At 36.0% G+C, this 17,830-nt stretch carries 19 protein-coding genes; 4 read left to right on the top strand and 15 right to left on the bottom strand.

All coding sequences use genetic code 11. The features are described 5' to 3' along the window. Positions 1-197 precede the first annotated feature (197 nt). From pseI to BUA71_RS06860, 15 genes are all read right to left on the bottom strand, one after another. Complete coding sequence (gene pseI, locus BUA71_RS06930; RefSeq protein ID WP_072878083.1) at positions 198-1,241, bottom strand: pseudaminic acid synthase; 1,044 nt, start codon at positions 1,239-1,241, stop codon at positions 198-200. Continuing rightward, complete coding sequence (locus BUA71_RS06925) at positions 1,238-1,714, bottom strand: GNAT family N-acetyltransferase (protein ID WP_072878081.1); 477 nt, start codon at positions 1,712-1,714, stop codon at positions 1,238-1,240. The genes pseI and BUA71_RS06925 overlap by 4 nt, the downstream gene beginning before the upstream one ends. A gap of 29 nt (positions 1,715-1,743) precedes the next feature. Continuing rightward, the gene (locus BUA71_RS06920; RefSeq protein WP_072878079.1) at positions 1,744-2,331 is read right to left on the bottom strand and encodes a GNAT family N-acetyltransferase; all 588 of its coding nucleotides are present in this window, start codon (positions 2,329-2,331) and stop codon (positions 1,744-1,746) included. Continuing rightward, a complete protein-coding gene (locus BUA71_RS06915; protein WP_072878077.1) occupies positions 2,328-2,891 on the bottom strand; it encodes a GNAT family N-acetyltransferase in 564 nt (187 codons plus the stop codon). Before BUA71_RS06915 ends, BUA71_RS06920 begins: the two co-directional genes overlap by 4 nt. Next, on the bottom strand, positions 2,866-3,561 hold the full coding sequence (pseF, locus tag BUA71_RS06910; protein WP_072878408.1) for a pseudaminic acid cytidylyltransferase: 696 nt from the start codon (positions 3,559-3,561) through the stop codon (positions 2,866-2,868). Before pseF ends, BUA71_RS06915 begins: the two co-directional genes overlap by 26 nt. Next, positions 3,554-4,828 (bottom strand): UDP-4-amino-4,6-dideoxy-N-acetyl-beta-L-altrosamine transaminase, encoded by a 1,275-nt coding sequence (gene pseC, locus BUA71_RS06905; protein ID WP_083572050.1) that lies wholly within the window; start codon positions 4,826-4,828, stop codon positions 3,554-3,556. Before pseC ends, pseF begins: the two co-directional genes overlap by 8 nt. A gap of 270 nt (positions 4,829-5,098) precedes the next feature. Then, positions 5,099-6,109, bottom strand: coding sequence for a UDP-N-acetylglucosamine 4,6-dehydratase (inverting) (pseB, locus tag BUA71_RS06900; protein ID WP_072878075.1), 1,011 nt, complete (start codon positions 6,107-6,109; stop codon positions 5,099-5,101). A gap of 19 nt (positions 6,110-6,128) precedes the next feature. Further along, positions 6,129-7,523, bottom strand: coding sequence for a UDP-glucose 6-dehydrogenase (locus BUA71_RS06895; RefSeq protein WP_072878073.1), 1,395 nt, complete (start codon positions 7,521-7,523; stop codon positions 6,129-6,131). Between the two features lie 456 nt (positions 7,524-7,979). Then, positions 7,980-9,263 (bottom strand): nucleotide sugar dehydrogenase, encoded by a 1,284-nt coding sequence (locus BUA71_RS06890; RefSeq protein WP_072878071.1) that lies wholly within the window; start codon positions 9,261-9,263, stop codon positions 7,980-7,982. Between the two features lie 10 nt (positions 9,264-9,273). Then, positions 9,274-9,987 (bottom strand): GNAT family N-acetyltransferase, encoded by a 714-nt coding sequence (locus BUA71_RS06885; protein ID WP_139277071.1) that lies wholly within the window; start codon positions 9,985-9,987, stop codon positions 9,274-9,276. A gap of 4 nt (positions 9,988-9,991) precedes the next feature. Then, positions 9,992-10,987, bottom strand: a complete 996-nt coding sequence (locus BUA71_RS06880; protein WP_072878067.1) for an SDR family oxidoreductase — start codon at positions 10,985-10,987, stop codon at positions 9,992-9,994. Between the two features lie 307 nt (positions 10,988-11,294). Next, on the bottom strand, positions 11,295-12,167 hold the full coding sequence (rfbA, locus tag BUA71_RS06875) for a glucose-1-phosphate thymidylyltransferase RfbA (RefSeq protein ID WP_072878065.1): 873 nt from the start codon (positions 12,165-12,167) through the stop codon (positions 11,295-11,297). Positions 12,168-12,179: 12 nt separating this feature from the next. Beyond that, the gene (locus BUA71_RS06870; RefSeq protein ID WP_072878063.1) at positions 12,180-12,581 is read right to left on the bottom strand and encodes a GxxExxY protein; all 402 of its coding nucleotides are present in this window, start codon (positions 12,579-12,581) and stop codon (positions 12,180-12,182) included. A gap of 33 nt (positions 12,582-12,614) precedes the next feature. Beyond that, complete coding sequence (gene rfbB / locus BUA71_RS06865) at positions 12,615-13,694, bottom strand: dTDP-glucose 4,6-dehydratase (protein ID WP_072878061.1); 1,080 nt, start codon at positions 13,692-13,694, stop codon at positions 12,615-12,617. A 256-nt stretch (positions 13,695-13,950) separates the two neighbouring features. After that, on the bottom strand, positions 13,951-14,958 hold the full coding sequence (locus tag BUA71_RS06860; RefSeq protein WP_072878059.1) for a LacI family DNA-binding transcriptional regulator: 1,008 nt from the start codon (positions 14,956-14,958) through the stop codon (positions 13,951-13,953). 524 nt (positions 14,959-15,482) lie between these two features. On the opposite strand from BUA71_RS06860, the gene BUA71_RS17605 reads away from it, so the two are divergent. From BUA71_RS17605 to BUA71_RS06845, 4 genes are all read left to right on the top strand, one after another. Continuing rightward, positions 15,483-15,635 carry a hypothetical protein gene (locus tag BUA71_RS17605; protein ID WP_175545940.1) on the top strand — a complete coding sequence of 51 codons (153 nt, stop codon included), beginning with the start codon at positions 15,483-15,485 and terminating at the stop codon, positions 15,633-15,635. A 262-nt stretch (positions 15,636-15,897) separates the two neighbouring features. After that, positions 15,898-16,218 (top strand): phosphoribosylpyrophosphate synthetase, encoded by a 321-nt coding sequence (locus BUA71_RS06855; protein ID WP_072878057.1) that lies wholly within the window; start codon positions 15,898-15,900, stop codon positions 16,216-16,218. Positions 16,219-16,317: 99 nt separating this feature from the next. Next, positions 16,318-16,809, top strand: coding sequence for a Dps family protein (locus BUA71_RS06850; protein ID WP_072878055.1), 492 nt, complete (start codon positions 16,318-16,320; stop codon positions 16,807-16,809). 13 nt (positions 16,810-16,822) lie between these two features. Then, entirely contained in the window at positions 16,823-17,701 is an 879-nt protein-coding gene (locus BUA71_RS06845) for a mechanosensitive ion channel family protein (protein ID WP_072878053.1), read from the top strand. Positions 17,702-17,830 lie beyond the last annotated feature (129 nt).

The raw sequence follows: 17,830 nt of genomic DNA, 5'->3' as shown, positions 1-17,830 counted from the left end.
GTCTTTGACTTCGCAATCTACATCTTTCAACTAAGGATACTCTAACAATTATTACTTTTCGTAGATATATACAATTAAATTTACTTCCAAATTCAATTTCTGCTCCTTTTATATTAATAGAGCGTATAAATCTTCAAAATAAACATTAGAATTTCACATTAAACTTTTCCAGATCCATAAAAAATTTTCGACTTTTATTACTTAGCATATTTTTCTTCTGCTAATCTTTCTCCTTTTTTTAGATCTTTCACAGCCTTGGTGCCAAGCACATTATTATAGTACTTAGGATGCATCCCAAACCCAGGCCTAACACTTCTTATATTTTCACTGGTTAATTCTTCTCCCGCTTTAATGTCTTCTGCGACATACAATGAACGGCTAAAATCCCTTCCTTTCTTTTGTTTTTCTGTTAGCGTATAATCTACTTTTCCAATAGCCTTTTCTGCTTCCCGTACTGCTTTCACCATTTCGGTAAATTCTTTTTCATCCATAGAAAATGAAGCATCTGGCCCGCCAATACTTTTATCTAAAATAAAGTGTTTTTCTATGATCCTGGCGCCAAAGCAGGTTGCGACCACAGGTACGGTACTACCCATAGTATGGTCTGATAAACCAGTTATCACGTTATATCTTTCGGCTAAATCTTTAACCATAATCATATTTGCCTCCTCAATTGGCGCGGGGTAGGAAGAGGTGCATTTTAATAGTGCAATATCATTATTCCCACTCCTTTTACAAGCTTCCAACGCCAGTTCAATATCTTCCTTCCCTGCTATGCCGGTAGAAATAATTACCGGTTTCCCTTTTGAAGCTACAAGTTCTATTAATGGAATATCGGTGATTTCAAATGAAGCAATTTTATAAGCAGGAGCGCCAAGCTTTTCTAAAAACTCAACTGCGGTAGCATCAAATGGTGAAGAAAAACAAATTAAGCCCTCTTCTTCTGCAACTTTAAAAAGTTGTTCGTGCCACTCCCAGGGCGTATAAGCTTTTTTGTATAGGTCATGTAAATATGCACCATCCCAAATAGTTCCCTGACTCAACATAAAATCTGAAGATTTTACATCTAAGGTCATGGTATCTGCGGTATAGGTTTGTAATTTAATAGCATCGGCACCTGCTCTTTTTGCAGCTCTAATGGTTTCTAAAGCCGTTTCCAGACTACCGTTATGATTGGCTGAAAGTTCTGCAATTATAAAAACTGAAGAATTTCCTCCTATTTCATTATTTCCTAACTTCATTTTATTGGTTTTTCGTACTTTAATTCTGAACCGTTGTCAGAAACTTTATTATATGATAATTTATTAAAAATTTTTATAGACGCAATATTTTCCTTTAAGACATATCCATAAACCTTTTTAATGGAAGGTCTATTTTTATGAAGGAACTTTATACCATTATCTAGTATATAGGTACCTAATCCTTTCCCAGTATAATTGGGATCTATTAAATAATTGATCTTTGCACTTCCATTTTTTTCAATATCGAACCTAATAGAACCAGCTGGTTTATCTTGAACTTCAAGAATATAATATTCACAATCTATGGATTCCAGTTTTGAATAAAACCAATCTGTATGTACCTCATGAGAGATTTTATTTTGGTTATATGCGAAAGCTCTTACTTGAGGATTATTGGCCCAAGTAAGTGTTGATGCAATATCTGCCTTTTCTGCATAACGTAATTTTAAATTATTTAATTTAGCGTGTTTCATATACGCTGAGAAATTTATGTGATTTTTAATCACAATTGAAAATACCTACTTTGTAAAGAAGCGGTTTCATCAATTTCATCTTTCGAAAAGTATTTGGGATTGAAGTAACTTACCAGGATTCTATCTTCATTTGCACCATCCTTATGATAAAAACCTTTAAGTCTCCCTTCTATTAACCAGCCAGCCCTAGTATATGCTTTAATTGAAGCGATGTTTGATTCATACATTCCGCCATACAATTTACGAATATCAAATTCTTCGAAAGCTAATTGATTGCCTACCTCAATCGCTTCTACTGCTAAGCCTTTTCCCAGGTAATTACGATCCCCAATAAGAATTACTAAATCTGATATTCTATGGGCGAAATTTATAGGTCCTAATTTGATGGTTCCTATCAAAGCATTTAATTCTCTTGTAAATATGCCATAAGTTATTAGATTACCTTTTCTTTCACCTTCCTCTATCGATTTTAATAAAGAATCCTTGGTTATGGTTTTTTTCGACGTTGTATAAAATTCCATAAGTTCCTCATCCCTAAACCATTCCATAACTGAATCAGTAATATCACTAAGTTCTATTTTCCGTAAATAGATTCGCTCTCCTTTAAAAATTTTCATAATTTTTTATTTATTTTTGAATGAATTACAACATCTAGATAAGCCTTTTCGTGAGAGAGAATATGCTCTCTTAATCTCGCTTCTTTATGGAAGCCTTGTTTTTCGAATATAGTATATAATTTTGGTCTTAAATCAAATGCATACGTAAAGATTTTATGGAGATTTAACGCTTTCCAGGCAACTTCTTCCAGTAGCTTAAAAAAATTATTCCAGTGAAATTCAAAATGTCTTTCCTCTAATTCAGTATTCATTATAAATGAAATTTCCGCATTTCTATCAATCCAGTTTATATGCACTAAACCTCCATAACCAATACATTCTTCCTCCTTTAAATAAGAAAACAAAATTTGATCTGGTTTTTCCTGTTCGAATAATTTAGAAACCACCGTATCGAAGTAATAATCCTGTTTTTCTTTCGTAAGGACTTCATTTTGTCTCAAATGATACATTTGCTCATTACGCCATTGCATAATTGCATAGCGATCTTCCATACGAATTGGTACGATTTTGTATTCGCCCGAAGAAAAAGACTGTTTATTTAGAACTTTGTATGAATTCATATTTAATTTCTGCAATTTTCCAATCGGTTTTACTATCTATATCCTGGGCTTCCAATTCATTTATTACAATTCCTCCGGTTTTAACTGAGAAAATAGTTTTGTTTTCTAATAAAGACTTTGTTTTAAAGAAATAAAACTGTCCCGCATCGTGAAAAGCATCCTCTAAATCCTGAGACCTGGCTTCTTCAAATTCAGGATAGAAAAATGTTATTTTATCATCTTTTAATCTCAGAGATCTTTGAATAGGGTAGCTATAAGCCATAATGGGAAAAACAGAATCTAAATCTTCCTGTTGTAATTTATGAAAAGCCTCTTTTAATTTAACTGAAGTTGTAAAAGGGGCTGTTGGATATATGCAGCAAATATTATCAAAAGTTTGATCTGAGGCTTCATATTTTTGGGTAACCTCAAGTAAGACATCTACAGTTGTTGCAAAATCATCTGCATTCTTTTGAGAACGCATAAAGGGCACTTTTGCTCCATATTTTTTAGCTACTTCCGCAATTTCTTCATCATCAGTAGAAACCATTACTTCATCAAAAAGCTTACTTTCTAAGGCTGCCGTTATAGAATAAGCAATAATAGGTTTCCCTAGAAAATTCTTTATATTTTTTCTCGGAATACGTTTGCTTCCGCCACGAGCCGGGATAATACATAAATTTTTACTCATTATAAAAAGCATTTATTCTATTTATCACAAATTCCTGTTCTTTATTGGAAAGTGTGGGAAACATAGGCAAACTTATACAGTGCCTGTAATATTTTTCTGCATTTGGCATATCGCCTTCGTTCCAACCCAAATCCCGGTAATAAGGCATTAGATGACATGGAATATAATGGATTTGGGCAAAGATTTTATGTTCCCGTAAATAATTATATAGTTCTAACCGGTCTTCTACTTCGAGGATATATAAATGATAAGCGTGACCTTCAATCACTCCAGATTGGCCTTTTACAAAATCGTTCCCTTTAAAAGCTTCAAAATATACTTTGGCAATTTCCCTTCGCCGATTCAAGCCATCATCAGCTCTTTTTAACTGGCTTTCCCCCAGTGCAGCCTGGAAGTCGGTTAACCTGTAATTATAGCCGAGTTCCTGCATTTCCATGTACCAGTTTGGATAACCCGTTAATTCGGGATTCGGGATCCGGGATTCGTCACTACCTGTTGCAAAAGCTATGGAATTCTTATATTTTTCATCATCTTTTACGATTCCATGGGTCCTTAATTGAAGGAGTTTTTCGTAAAGTTCCTTATTATTTGTGGTGATCATTCCGCCTTCTCCGCTGGCGATGTGTTTAACGGGATGGAACGAGAAAATAGCCAGATCGGCAAAATTACCATTTCCGCAGGTTTGTTTTTCACCAGATTGATCTTTAAAAGAACCACCGGGCGCATGGCAGGAATCTTCAATAATCCACAGCCCATACTCATCGGCAAGTTTTCTAAAAGCTTCCATATCTACGGCCCTTCCGGCAAAGTCAACGGGAATCACTCCTTTATAAGTTCCTTTTGGCGCAGCTTCCAATAATTCCTGAACTTTATTAATATCTAGTAAATAAGTTTCAGGATCAATATCGGCAAAAACCACTTCTCCGCCGGCATAGCGCACACAATTGGCCGAAGCCGCAAAAGTAATTGGTGTGGTTATTACCTTATCCCCGGGCTTAACATTTAAAGCAAGCGCACAGAGATGTAAGGCCGCAGTACCATTGGAAACCGCCACGGCATATTCACTGCCCACATACTCAGCAAAAGCATTTTCAAAACTTCCAATCTTCGGCCCCTGTGTAAGGTAATCAGATTTTAAGGTGCTTACCACTGCCGCTATATCTTCCTCCGTAATATTTTGACGTCCATAAGGTATTGCAGCATGGTTACCCGTCAATGATGAACTAGAACTGGAATCGGATATTTTATCTTTATTTTTTTGGCTCATTACTTTGTTTAAATCTTTATAAATTTTCTTGGCTCTAGTTTAAAATAGATAATATTGCTTTATAAAACTGTCATTCCGACGTAGGAGGAATCTTTTCTCTTAAACTGAAGATTCTTCGCTCCGTGCCTGCGCTCTGAATGACAAATAAAAAATATTATCAACACTATTCTGGACTACAGCCTATTTATTGATTATGATTTCCTGAATACTGCTTACTATTAGCTATTAACCATAACTTCTAATTTCCAACTTCTAACCTCTGCCTTCGATTTATGCTTCAAAGGTTGAATCTACATGTTCTTTAATTAAATTCCTTAGATTTTCAACTGTTTCCCATTCTTCATTTTCTCCTGAATTATACTCAAAACCGGGAGTTACTTTTTTCGCATCAAATTTCTCCACAAACTCTTCTAATTTCCATTTATGGGTTGCCGGAAGAATAGTGTAATATTTACCAAGGTCATAAGTATAATACGAATCTGAATCGGTGATCATTTCTTCGTGAATTTTTTCGCCAGGACGAATTCCTACCACTGGTTTTTCGCAGTTGGGACCAATAGCTTCTGCTATATCGGTGATTTTGTAAGAAGGAATTTTAGGGACAAAAATTTCCCCACCCCAGGCGTGTTCCAAAGCGTGTATTACCATATCTACACCTCCCTGCAGGGAAATATTAAATCTGGTCATGGTAGGGTCTGTAATGGGTAGCACCCCTTCTTTTCTCTTTTTTAAGAAAAAAGGTATTACAGAGCCATTAGAACCCATAACATTTCCATAACGCACTACAGAAAATTTAATAGGGTTCCAACCCGTAATATTATTGGCGGCCACAAATAATTTATCTGAAGCCAATTTAGTAGCGCCATAAAGATTTATAGGTGCAGCAGCCTTATCGGTAGAGAGAGCTACCACTCTTTCCACCTGTGCCTCCAAACAGGCGTTTATTATATTTTCGGCTCCCATAATATTGGTCTTTACACATTCCATGGGATTGTATTCTGCAATGGGTACATGTTTCATTGCTGCCGCGTGAATCACATAGTCTATTCCTTTTAAGGCTCTCTTTACCCTGGCCTCATCTCTCACATCCCCAATAAAAAACCGAAGTTGTGGAAATTCAGACCTAGGGTACTCCTGCGCCATTTCAAACTGCTTTTGTTCATCGCGGGAAAAAATAACCAGCTTCTTTATATTAGGGTAGGTTTTAAAAATATGAGCGGTTAAAGCTTTCCCTAATGAACCGGTACCACCGGTTATTAATATTGATTTATTGTCTAACATTATCTTAATTTATTGTGGTTTAACTCCCAATTGCGTAAAACTCAAATCCCATTTTTTCTTTAGTAGCCCTTTCCAATAACCTACGGCCATCAAACAGAAATGCAGGTTTAAGCATTTCGTTATAGATTTTTTCCCAATCCAGCTCTTTAAATTCATCCCATTCGGTTAAAACAGCTATGGCATGCGCTTCTTTAGTTGCCTCATAAGGCGTATCTACCACGCTTACCTGTGCCCTATTTTCTTCGGAAGAACGGGTATTTAAATAATCCAGGTCGGCATAAATTTGTTCGGTCTTTACTTTGGGATCGTACACTACGATTTCGGCCTGTTCATTTAATAAATAGTCTGCCACATAAATCGCAGCAGATTCCCGGGTATCGTTAGTATCTTTTTTAAACGCCCAACCAAGTACTGCAATTTTCTTTCCGGAAACAGTATTGAAAAGGGTTTGCACAATTTTATAGGCGAAACGTTTTTTCTGATAATCGTTCATTATAATTACCTGCTCCCAATAATCGGCTACTTCGTTTAATCCCAATGATTTTGAAATATATACTAAATTCAAGATATCTTTTTGAAAACATGAGCCTCCAAATCCAACCGAAGCTTGTAAAAATTTAGGTCCTATCCTAGAATCCATGCCTATTGCTTTAGAAACTTCTTTCACGTCAGCACCAGACTTTTCGCAAAGTTCACTCATCGCATTAATACTGGAAACCCGTTGCGCCAGGAAAGCGTTGGCGGTAAGCTTAGATAATTCTGAAGACCAAACATTGGTGGTCAGTAAACGTTCCCTGGGAATCCAATGTGCATATATATCCACTAAAGCTTCTACCGCTTCCTTTCCTTCGGGATTTTCTATATCCCCACCAATCAAGACCCTGTCGGGATTCATTAAATCATCTACGGCTGTTCCTTCGGCAAGAAATTCAGGATTGGAGAGAATTTGATAATTCACCCCATTTCCGGTATTATCCAAAATGTTTTTTAAAGCTTCTGCCGTACGCACCGGTAAAGTAGATTTCTCTACCACAATTTTATCGTTTTTCGAAACCCTCGCGATTTGACGGGCACAAAGCTCTATAAATTTTAAGTCGGCAGCCATCCCTTTTCCAATTCCGTAAGTTTTGGTAGGGGTATTTACCGAAATAAAAATCATATCGGCTTTATCTATAGCGGAATCTACGTTGGTAGAGAAAAATAAATTCCTACCCCGTGCTTCTTTAACAACTTCAGATAAGCCAGGTTCGTAGATTGGAATATTTTCCACATCCTCGTCATTCCAGGCTGCTATTCGGTCTGCATTAATATCGACAACGGTTACATTAATCTCGGGACATTTTTGGGCGATAACCGCCATGGTGGGTCCACCTACGTAACCGGCACCGATGCAGCATATATTCTTAATCTTCATTGTTTGTTAATTGGTTAATTGGTTAATTGGTTAAATAGTTAATTGGAATCCGTCTCCCAAACTAATTACAATCAACCTACATTTATTCCTTACTCCTATTTCTTAAATATTTGATATAGCCATTTATTAATCTGAGACAAGATTCTACCTTATTCCGAAGTGTTTTCAGCAAATCTTCTGAAATATATTATTTTATTAGGTATCTATAATCAACCATATTTCATGTTTTAGACGTCATCCTGAACGGCTTTCAGGGTCTAAGATCGACATTAAGTCCCATTTATGTTAGATGCTGAAACAAGTTCAGCATGACGATTTAATAATATTTTGATTTTTACTTCATCACATGGTCACAGCATCACTCCTTTTCAGCGTCACTCCACTCCATCACTTTTTCACAACATCACAACTTTAATTCAAACATCACAAGTTCCCCCTTCGGGGGTTAGGGGGCTTTTAAAGTTTCTTATCACACCTATCTCCAAGCACTCCTTTCACATCATACACCACAGCATTTTCATTTTTAAGGGCTTCAAAATCTGTTTCCAAAAATTCTTTATGCGCCACCGAAAGTACAATTGCATCAAACTTAGTCTCCGGAAGGGCCCTGGTTGTTTCTAAGCCATATTCGTGCTTCACCTCTTCCGGATTCGCCAATGGATCGTAAATTGTTAGATTTACGCCATATTCTTTTAAGTTTTTAATGACATCTACTACCTTAGTATTGCGCACATCGGGACAATTTTCTTTAAAAGTGATTCCCATAATCAAAATATTCGCGCCTTTTACTTTTTGGTCATTTTGCAGCATCAATTTCACAACTTCTGAGGCAACATATTGCCCCATAGAATCGTTCATTCTTCTTCCAGCTAGAATAATTTCTGGATGGTAACCAATTTCCTGTGCTTTTTGTGCTAAATAATAAGGATCTACACCAATACAATGACCACCAACAAGCCCCGGTTTAAATGGTAAAAAATTCCATTTTGTTCCGGCTGCTTCCAATACTGCCTGGGTGTCGATTTTCATCATATTAAAAATCTTGGCCAGCTCGTTTACAAAAGCAATATTAATATCCCGTTGTGAATTTTCTATCACCTTAGCGGCCTCAGCCACTTTAATAGTGGGCGCCAAATGAGTTCCGGCTGTGATGACTTCAGCATAAAGCTCATTTACTTTTTTACCAATTTCAGGAGTGGAACCAGCGGTAACTTTTAAAATCTTATCAACGGTATGTTCTTTATCTCCCGGATTAATCCTTTCTGGAGAATAGCCCACAAAGAAATCTTCGTTAAATTTAAGTCCGCTGTGTTTTTCCAATACCGGCACGCATTCATCTTCGGTTACCCCGGGATAAACGGTAGATTCATAAATAACGATATCTCCTTTTTTAAGAACCTTTGCCACGGTCTCGCTACTTTTATAAAGGGGGGTAAGATCTGGACGGTTGTTTTTATCTATAGGCGTGGGAACCGTAATAATGTAATAATTACAGTCTGCAATATCTTCAAGATCGGCCGAACAATAAAGGCCATTGCCATTTTTTAATTCGTCTTTTTTTACCAGGGCAGATTGCAAAACCTCATCTTCCACCTCCATAGTAGAATCATGACCTGTCATTAATTCCTGTACACGCGAGCGATTTATATCGAAACCTACTACCGGATACCTTGTAGCAAAGAGTCTTGCCAAAGGAAGCCCCACATAACCGAGACCAATAGTTGCTATTTTTTTTTCCATTTTTTTAAATTTAATTCTTTTTCCAGAGATGATAAATATATTCGGGCGGCTGAATTTCCGTGCCGAAACGTTTGAATATTGCTATCGCTTTTTTATTTATGTTCTGGGTACCACTCATCACATAATCACAACCATACTGTACAAGACGAGTTTCGATAGCTCGCATCAAAGCAAAAGACACTCCTTTTCCTTCATATTCTCTATCGACAGCTAATAAAGGAGCATAACCTTTATTACCCTTAGTTTTTAATGTGGCAAAACCAACTATAACTCCCTCTTCTTTATACACGAGCACCTCTTCCGCTAATACCTTTTTTATTGAATTAATAATCCAATGATGAAATATCTCATTAAAGGCTTCTTTAGGGATACGTGAATCCGTACCAAAACGACCATGTTTACCAGCTGAACGAGCTAAAGAAATTAATTTCTCATCAGGCGGAAGTTTATCGTACAAGGAAATATTAGGATGAATTTCGGTTAAATTGGTCATTTTTTTAATGATAGGCACCCGGGTAGAAACCAATTTTACATCATAAAAAGAATTATCAAACTCAGCAAATTTCGATTCTTTAGAAGTATAGTAAATAAGCGCTGCTTCCTTTTTGTGTAAAGACTCCAATTTAAGTTCAGTTTCTTCAGCTAAAAAATCATCTAAAACTTTTACCACTTTAAAACCAAAGAAATCAGAATCCCATTCCTGGATTTGAAAATTCTCTAACATAATACTATTTAAGGTTTTCCCAATACCATTCAACTGCTTCCTTTAAGCCCGCATCTATTTTATGCGAGGGGTCATAACCCAGTAAATCTTTAGCTTTATCTACCGAGGCTAGAGAATGTGGAATATCACCAGCCCGGTTTGGCCCATGTTTTACTTCAACCTCAGCTATTTTGGAATCAAATTTAGAAAGATGTTTTTTCAGTAATTGAGTAAGCTCCACCAAATTGGTCCTATCCCCAACAGCCGTGTTATAAATTTCATTTACTGCTTCCTTATTTTCTGAAGTCAAAGCACGTAAATTCATTTGAACCACATTGTCTATATACGTAAAATCCCGGGAATAGGTACCGTCCCCATTAATTACCGGACTCTCGTGTTCCATAAACTGCATTACAAACTTTGGAATTACCGCCGCATAGGCTCCGTTAGGATCCTGTTTTCTTCCAAAAACATTAAAATACCTTAGTCCTATAGTATCCAGTTGATAAGCATCCTGAAAGATATCGGCATATAATTCATTTACATATTTCGTAATAGCATAAGGTGAGAGTGGTTTTCCTATCTCATCTTCAACTTTCGGTAATTTTTCTGAATCCCCATAAGTTGAAGAGCTTGCTGCGTAAACGAACCTTTTCACCTCAGCATCTCGAGCTGCGACCAGCATATTCAGAAATCCAGAAATATTCACTTCATTACTGGTAATAGGATCGGCAAGCGACCTGGGTACAGAACCCAGCGCTGCTTCGTGCAAGACATAATCCACTCCATTACAAGCCTTATGACAGGTTTCTAAATCCCTAATATCGCCTTCAATAAGTTGAAAGTTTTTGTTTTCAATAATTTTATCAAGGTTATGTTTGTGGCCGGTAGCAAAGTTGTCCAAACAAACAACTTGTGCATTGAGATCGATTAAGGTTTCACAAAGATTGGAACCGATGAACCCAGCGCCTCCCGTAACCAGGACTTTTTTGTTTTGTAGTTTTGATTGAAAGTCAGTCATTCAAGAGTAATAATTATTAAGCGGCAAAGATATAATTTCTTTTTGAGTCCATTACTAAAGAAGTCTTAAAGATGATGTGATGATGTGATGATGTGATGATGCGATGATGCGATGATGCGATGATGCGATGATGTGATGATGTGATGATGCGATGATGCGATGATGCGATGATGCGATGATGCGATGATGCGATGATGCGATGATGCGATGATGCGATGATGCGATGATGCGATGATGCGATGATGCGATGATGCGATGATGCGATGATGCGATATTAAAGGAAAAAATTATATAAACAATTTCCTAATTATTTTAAAAGTTGGAGCAAATAATTACCGTAATCACTTTTTCTTAATGGCATCGCTAATTTTTTCAATTGTTCTTCAGAGATGTACTTTTTACGAAAGGCAATTTCTTCGGGGCAGGCAATTTTTAACCCTTGCCGCTTCTCTATAGTATGTACAAAGTTAGAAGCTTCTAACATCGCCTCGGGGGTACCGGTATCTAACCAGGCGTAGCCCCTCCCCATTAATTCTACTTTAAGTTGCTCTCTATGTAAATACTCCTGATTAATACTGGTAATCTCCAATTCACCACGGGCACTGGGGGTGCAGGATTTTGCTATTTCTATTACTGAGTTCGGGTAAAAGTATAGTCCGGTAACGGCAAAGTTACTTTTTGGCTGCTCTGGCTTTTCTTCAATACGCAATGCTTTTCCTTCTACATCAAATTCAACCACGCCATAGCGCTCAGGCTCTTTTACATAATATCCAAAAACAGTAGCAAGGTTTTCATTGCTAAGATTATCTACCGCATTTTTTAAAAGGTCACTAAATCCCTGCCCGTAAAAAATATTATCACCCAACACCAGGCATACATCATCATCATTCATAAAATCTTCTCCTATAATAAAAGCTTCTGCCAAACCATTAGGTTCTGGTTGCGCTGCATAGGACAGTTTTATTCCCAAAGAACTTCCATCCCCAAACAATTTTTTAAAATTAGGTAAATCTTTAGGCGTAGAAATAATCAAAATATCTCTAATCCCGGCAAGCATTAAGACCGATAGCGGATAATAGATCATAGGTTTATCATATACCGCCAGTAACTGTTTTGAAACACTATGCGTAAGCGGGTATAGTCTAGAGCCGGTGCCACCGGCGAGGATAATTCCTTTCATGCGATACTAATTTTACGAATTATTCGAATTACTTGGGTTAATTATTCGTTTATAGCTTAATGAAGGTTCGCCAAAATTAACGAGCATGCCTAGTTCTTTTTTAGTCGCCGTAAGATAATTTTTAAGCTGATAAGACAAATTAGAATGCATAAAATTTAAAGCTTTTATTTCAATCACAATAGAATCGTAGCAAATATAGTCTGCCTTATAATACTTCAATTTTTCTTCTCCATAAAAAACATTAAGTTTAACTTGCTCTTGAAAAGGGATATTCTCTTTATTAAATTCTTTAGATAGAGCTTCCTGATATACAGCTTCCAGAAATCCTGGGCCTAAAATGCGATGAACTCTCATACAAGCACCAATAATCTTGTAGCTCTCATCTTTAAACAATATTTCAACATCTTTCCCCATTCGTTCAATTCGTATTAATCCGTTTAATCTGTTTTAATCCGCGTCATCTACATTATACTGCTTTTTATAATACTCCCGGTAATCTCCCGAAGTCACTCCTTTAATCCAATCTGCGTTTTCCAAATACCAGGTGATTGTTTTTTCCAGGCCTTCTTCAAAATTAACCGAGGGTTCCCAACCTAACTCTCTTTTTATTTTAGAGGCATCAATGGCGTATCGCTTATCGTGCCCGGGCCGGTCTTTTACAAAACTGATTAATTTTTCTGAAGTCCCTTCTGCCCTATCTAACTTCTTATCCATAAGCTTACAAAGCAGCTGAATAAGCGCTATATTTTGCCATTCATTAAAGCCTCCAATATTATAAGTCTCAGTTTTCCTGCCTTCGTGAAAAACCTTATCGATTGCCCTGGCGTGATCCAGGACATACAGCCAATCGCGAGTGTATTTCCCGTCGCCATAGACCGGCAAGCTTTTATTTTCAATAATATTATTGATAAAAAGTGGAATTAATTTCTCCGGAAATTGATTGAAGCCATAATTATTGGAGCAATTGGAAATAACGTAAGGCAAATTATAAGTTTCGCCATAAGCCCGCACAAAATGATCTGATGCCGCTTTTGAAGCCGAATAAGGAGAATTTGGGGCGTAAGAAGTCGTTTCGGTAAAGAAACCTTCTTCACCTAAACTACCATAAACTTCATCTGTACTAATATGGTAAAAGAGCTTATTATTAAAATCACTTTTCCAGGTACTTAAGGCTGCGTCCATTAAATTTATGGTACCGGAAACGTTGGTTTTAATAAAAATCTTAGGATCTTCTATAGAGCGATCTACGTGTGACTCGGCCGCAAGATGAATTACACTGTCAAATTGGTATTTTGAAAAAAGCCTATGAAGTTCATCTTCTTCATTTATATCTGCTTTTATAAAATGATAATTATTATGATTCTCAATATCCTTAAGGTTTTCAAGATTCCCGGCATAAGTTAATGCATCCAGGTTATAAATTTGATAGTTTGGATATTTCGTCACGAATAATCTAACAACATGAGAGCCAATGAACCCGGCGCCTCCGGTGATTAAGACCTTTTTTTTAGTAATTTTATCTTCCATTTTTTTTACAATTAATAGAATCAAAGATAATTGATCTATCTAAATAGGAAAATTAGATCAGCTTAAGTTTAAATGAATAAGGCTCAAGTTTAGCATTGCGTTGATAATCTTAGTTTGTCATCAGAATCCTTCGTCTTTAGCCTTGTGTAATAATGAAAAGAGAATAGATTCCTCCTACGTCGGAATGACAGCTCATTCCAGCAGTAATAGCTTGAAAAAACTATAGACATGAATAATAAAACGTATTATAAGCTTTCTAAAACACCGTAGATTCTAAATGCATTAATTTAGTAAAAACCGTTTTATTTATCGGCTTTTCGTCGGTAAGTTTCTTTTCTATTCTATCTACCAATAGATCTACTGCTTCTTCGCCAATTTGTTCAGGGAATTGCTCCACGTAGCTTATAGAAGGAGTTAATAGCTTAGCTACCCCACCCTGAATAAACCCTATTACTTTAATATCTTCAGGGATTCTAATTCCGTTTTCATAGGCGAGTCTGTACACGAGCATGGTACTCTCAAAATCGGCACAAAGTATGGCTTCAACCTTATCTTCTAAAAGCAATTTTTTAATTTTGGTTTTTAAAGTCTCTGGCTTGGAAGAATTGGCAATATAAAAATCGTCCATACTGGCTAGTGCATTTCTATAGCCCTTAATTCTTAATTTACCTACCCCAAGATGATGAATGGAAATAGCAACACCAATCTTTTTTAATCCTTTTGCCTGCAGTAAATTGGTAGCATCTTCAAAGGTTTGCTCATCGTCTATACCTATCTTATCGGCCGGAAAATCGAAGCTCACCCTGTCATATAAAACCACCGGGATATTGTAATCTATTAGGCCAAAAAGATGATCGTATTGTTTTTTGTGATTCGTCTCTTCAGAAACTGCAATGAGCACACCATCTACAAAACCGGAAGTTAACATATCGGTAATTTGTTGCTCGCGCTCCAGGCTTTCATCAGAGATATAAGTAATCACCTGTAATCCCGCTTTTTGAGCCTTTGCCTCTATCCCCCAAAGCACACTCGCAAAAAAAGAATTGGCAATATTTGGGATTATCACCCCAATAGTACCACTCTTACTACTCTTTAAATTTACCGCAATGGGGTTAGGCCTATAATTATGCAGCTTGGCGAGTTCTTTTACGCGTTCGGCAGTTTTGGGACTTATCTCTGAACTATCATGAAGTGCTTTGGACACGGTAGATACCGAAACATTTAATAGTTTCGCAAGCTCTTTTAAGGTGATTTTATTTTTCATAATACGCTAGTTGCTTACAAGGATAGATTCTTCGAAATTTTATACCGCACAATTTAGAATTCTTTAAACAAAATGATTTAATCTAAATTACCTATAATTAAAACGTAGCAAATATCCAATATTTTTACGAATTGAAAAATTTCAGATTCATAAAATTTTTATAGAAGCTTAAAACCTTGAGATAAATATTCAATAATTACTTAAGAGGTTAATGAATAAATAGCTGATTAAAATTTAAAAAATTAGAAACAGCGGTTATCAAATAGTATAAACAGTCTAAATATTAATTTTAATTGCGGACGCTAGCAAAGGGATTAAATCACCGGGGTTCACCTCGAAATAAAAGTTTTTTTTGATAATATACCTCGCTTCCCTGGGTCGAGGTTGTAAACTTGCAAATTTATTATAAACTATTTCCTGAAAGCATTCCAGGTTTTAGATTCATATCTGATATACTGATTTCGGTATTCTGCTGAAGGAAAAAATCTTATTTTACCTTTGTACAAAACAATTAAACTTCAGTAATGAAATTCAGCAATTCTTATTGGTTGTACATTCTGGCCGCTATCATTACTATTATAGGTTTGGTCACGGGATGGTATTTCTTCCTGCTATTAGTCTTTCCGCTCACCAGCTTCAACTTCGGAAAGAAAAAAGATGATGAAGACAATTCATAAAGCACTACTATTATCTGAAAAAGAAGCAATATCCTTTTTTATAAGAAAAAATAGAAAAGACTAAATTGTAGCTATTTAATGATCTCAATCTTTTATATTTGAAATTCTTCTCTTAACTCTTCTTCGTGAAGATTTTAAAATGTCTGAAAACTATGATATGACAGCACTTCGGCGTTAAATTTATCCTAAACAAGATTCGATATTTGTATTTGAGTACAGGTAACTGTAATTTGAAATCATTAATCAATCAAATAAATTTAAGATGAAAGATTACGGAACACTCTCCCAGGCACTTAATAAATTAAAACTTGAAGAGGGTTATGAAAATGATTTCAACCTTCTTGATGAGGAAATAGAACTTAAATCTGAAAATAAAACTTTTGGCGTGGAAGATTTCGACGTCGATAAAGTTTTGCGTTTTGAAGGTATGAGTAATCCAGATGATAACGCTATAATATATGCCATAACTACCAGCAAAGGACAAAAAGGTGTTTTGGTTGACGGTTATGGTATTTCTAGCGGACAGGTTTCAAAAAAAATGATTAAAAAACTAGATCTTAAGGAAAACCGACCCATAAACTAAATCTCCGTTAAATTTCTATTAAAGCATTTTGAAATATTGGTTTTAAACACAAACTATTGTATTTTTGAATGAAAATTTTAAAAACTATAAATTTAAACTATGAGTTATTTAGGACTTGATAAAGAAAAAACGGGTAAAACAGTAGATGAGCTAAATGTGCTATTGGCAGATTATCATCTTTATTACCAAAAACTTAGAAATTTCCACTGGAATGTGATTGGTAAGAATTTCTTCGACTTACACGAAAAATTTGAAGAATTATACAACGACGCTAAGGTAAAGGTAGATGAGATTGCTGAACGGATTCTTACCCTTAGATATGAGCCCACCAGTAATTTGAGTGAATATTTAAAAGCTTCCAGTCTCGAAGAGTCAAAATCTGATCTTAGTGATTATGAAATGATTGAGACTTTATTAAAAGACCACGGACTTTTACTGAAGCAAATGCGCAGTGTAGTTGAAGTGGCAGATAAAGCTAATGACGAAGGAACTATAGATTTAATTGGTGCTTACATTAGAGAACTGGAGAAAACCAGCTGGATGCTAGATGCCTGGAAAATGAAAACCACAGATACACATAAATCAATTTAAAATCTAAGAACTATTGGAAGAGAGTTTTAATTTAAAAGAATCGCTTGAAGGTATTACCACAAAATTAATTAGTTGGTTAGATTCCATAATTTTAAATCTGCCAAATTTTTTGCTGGCGGTAATCGTCTTTATTTTATTCTACTTTATCGCAAAATATACCGGTAAGTTAGCGAATAAACTTTTAAAGCGTTCAGTAAAACAAGCTTCTATTAGACAGATAACCGTTAAGGTGATCAAAGCAATTGTGATCCTTATCGGTTTTTTTATTGCCCTGGGGATTTTAGATCTTAATAAAGTCCTTACCTCTGTGCTTGCAGGAGCAGGCGTTTTAGGATTAGCCATTGGCTTTGCCGTACAAGGAACGCTCAACAACACCTTTTCTGGAATCCTTTTGAGCTTTCTTCCGGAAATTCAAATTGGAGATTGGATAGAATCAAACTCCTATGCGGGTGCAGTCTATGAAATTAATTTAAGGAATATAGTTATTAAGCAATCTGATAATAATTATGTAGTAATCCCAAACTCCAAAATACTGGAAGAACCTTTTAAAAACTTCTCACACACCAGCCGTTCCCGGGTTATGTTAGAATGTGGCGTAGGTTATTCTTCAAACCTGGAAGAGGTTAAGAAGATGACCATAGAAACGATTGGTGCACATTTTAAACAAAAAGAGAACGAAGAGGTAGAATTTATGTTTACCGAATTTGGAGGAAGTTCCATCAATTTTGTAGTCCGCTTTTGGACCGATGTACAGAAAAATCGGGATATTTTAATCGCTAAAGATATTGCGATTATTGAAATTAAAAAGACTTTCGACAAAAACGGTATTAATATTCCTTTCCCAATTCGCACAATAGATTTCTCCAATACACTCAAAACGGAGAAAGAATAGTCTGTTGTCTGATATCCGTTGTGGGTTATCAGTTTATCAGTTCTGGGTTATCAGTTATCGGTTTGAATCGATGCGCCATTTTGATATTTGGTATCTGTTGGATTTGTTTATTGTTGGTGTTTAGTCTTT

This window comes from Salegentibacter echinorum (assembly GCF_900129445.1).
GTDB lineage: Bacteria > Bacteroidota > Bacteroidia > Flavobacteriales > Flavobacteriaceae > Salegentibacter > Salegentibacter echinorum.
The sequence above is the reverse complement of the archived record's forward strand: the minus strand, read 5'-3'. Positions and strand labels throughout refer to the sequence as shown.

Excerpts from the sequence above, each read along its gene's own strand:
- BUA71_RS06870 (WP_072878063.1), bottom strand. The coding sequence starts at position 12,581 with ATGGGGAAAGATGTTGAAATATTGTTTAAAGATGAGAGCTACAAGATT.
- BUA71_RS17605 (WP_175545940.1), top strand. The coding sequence starts at position 15,483 with ATGAAATTCAGCAATTCTTATTGGTTGTACATTCTGGCCGCTATCATT.
- rfbA (WP_072878065.1), bottom strand. The coding sequence starts at position 12,167 with ATGAAAGGAATTATCCTCGCCGGTGGCACCGGCTCTAGACTATACCCG.
- BUA71_RS06895 (WP_072878073.1), bottom strand. The coding sequence starts at position 7,523 with ATGAAGATTAAGAATATATGCTGCATCGGTGCCGGTTACGTAGGTGGA.
- BUA71_RS06885 (WP_139277071.1), bottom strand. The coding sequence starts at position 9,987 with ATGTTAGAGAATTTTCAAATCCAGGAATGGGATTCTGATTTCTTTGGT.
- BUA71_RS06920 (WP_072878079.1), bottom strand. The coding sequence starts at position 2,331 with ATGAAAATTTTTAAAGGAGAGCGAATCTATTTACGGAAAATAGAACTT.
- BUA71_RS06890 (WP_072878071.1), bottom strand. The coding sequence starts at position 9,263 with ATGGAAAAAAAAATAGCAACTATTGGTCTCGGTTATGTGGGGCTTCCT.
- BUA71_RS06915 (WP_072878077.1), bottom strand. The coding sequence starts at position 2,891 with ATGAATTCATACAAAGTTCTAAATAAACAGTCTTTTTCTTCGGGCGAA.
- BUA71_RS06850 (WP_072878055.1), top strand. The coding sequence starts at position 16,318 with ATGAGTTATTTAGGACTTGATAAAGAAAAAACGGGTAAAACAGTAGAT.
- BUA71_RS06925 (WP_072878081.1), bottom strand. The coding sequence starts at position 1,714 with ATGAAACACGCTAAATTAAATAATTTAAAATTACGTTATGCAGAAAAG.
- BUA71_RS06880 (WP_072878067.1), bottom strand. The coding sequence starts at position 10,987 with ATGACTGACTTTCAATCAAAACTACAAAACAAAAAAGTCCTGGTTACG.
- BUA71_RS06860 (WP_072878059.1), bottom strand. The coding sequence starts at position 14,958 with ATGAAAAATAAAATCACCTTAAAAGAGCTTGCGAAACTATTAAATGTT.
- pseF (WP_072878408.1), bottom strand. The coding sequence starts at position 3,561 with ATGAGTAAAAATTTATGTATTATCCCGGCTCGTGGCGGAAGCAAACGT.
- rfbB (WP_072878061.1), bottom strand. The coding sequence starts at position 13,694 with ATGGAAGATAAAATTACTAAAAAAAAGGTCTTAATCACCGGAGGCGCC.
- pseC (WP_083572050.1), bottom strand. The coding sequence starts at position 4,828 with ATGAGCCAAAAAAATAAAGATAAAATATCCGATTCCAGTTCTAGTTCA.
- pseB (WP_072878075.1), bottom strand. The coding sequence starts at position 6,109 with ATGTTAGACAATAAATCAATATTAATAACCGGTGGTACCGGTTCATTA.
- BUA71_RS06855 (WP_072878057.1), top strand. The coding sequence starts at position 15,898 with ATGAAAGATTACGGAACACTCTCCCAGGCACTTAATAAATTAAAACTT.
- pseI (WP_072878083.1), bottom strand. The coding sequence starts at position 1,241 with ATGAAGTTAGGAAATAATGAAATAGGAGGAAATTCTTCAGTTTTTATA.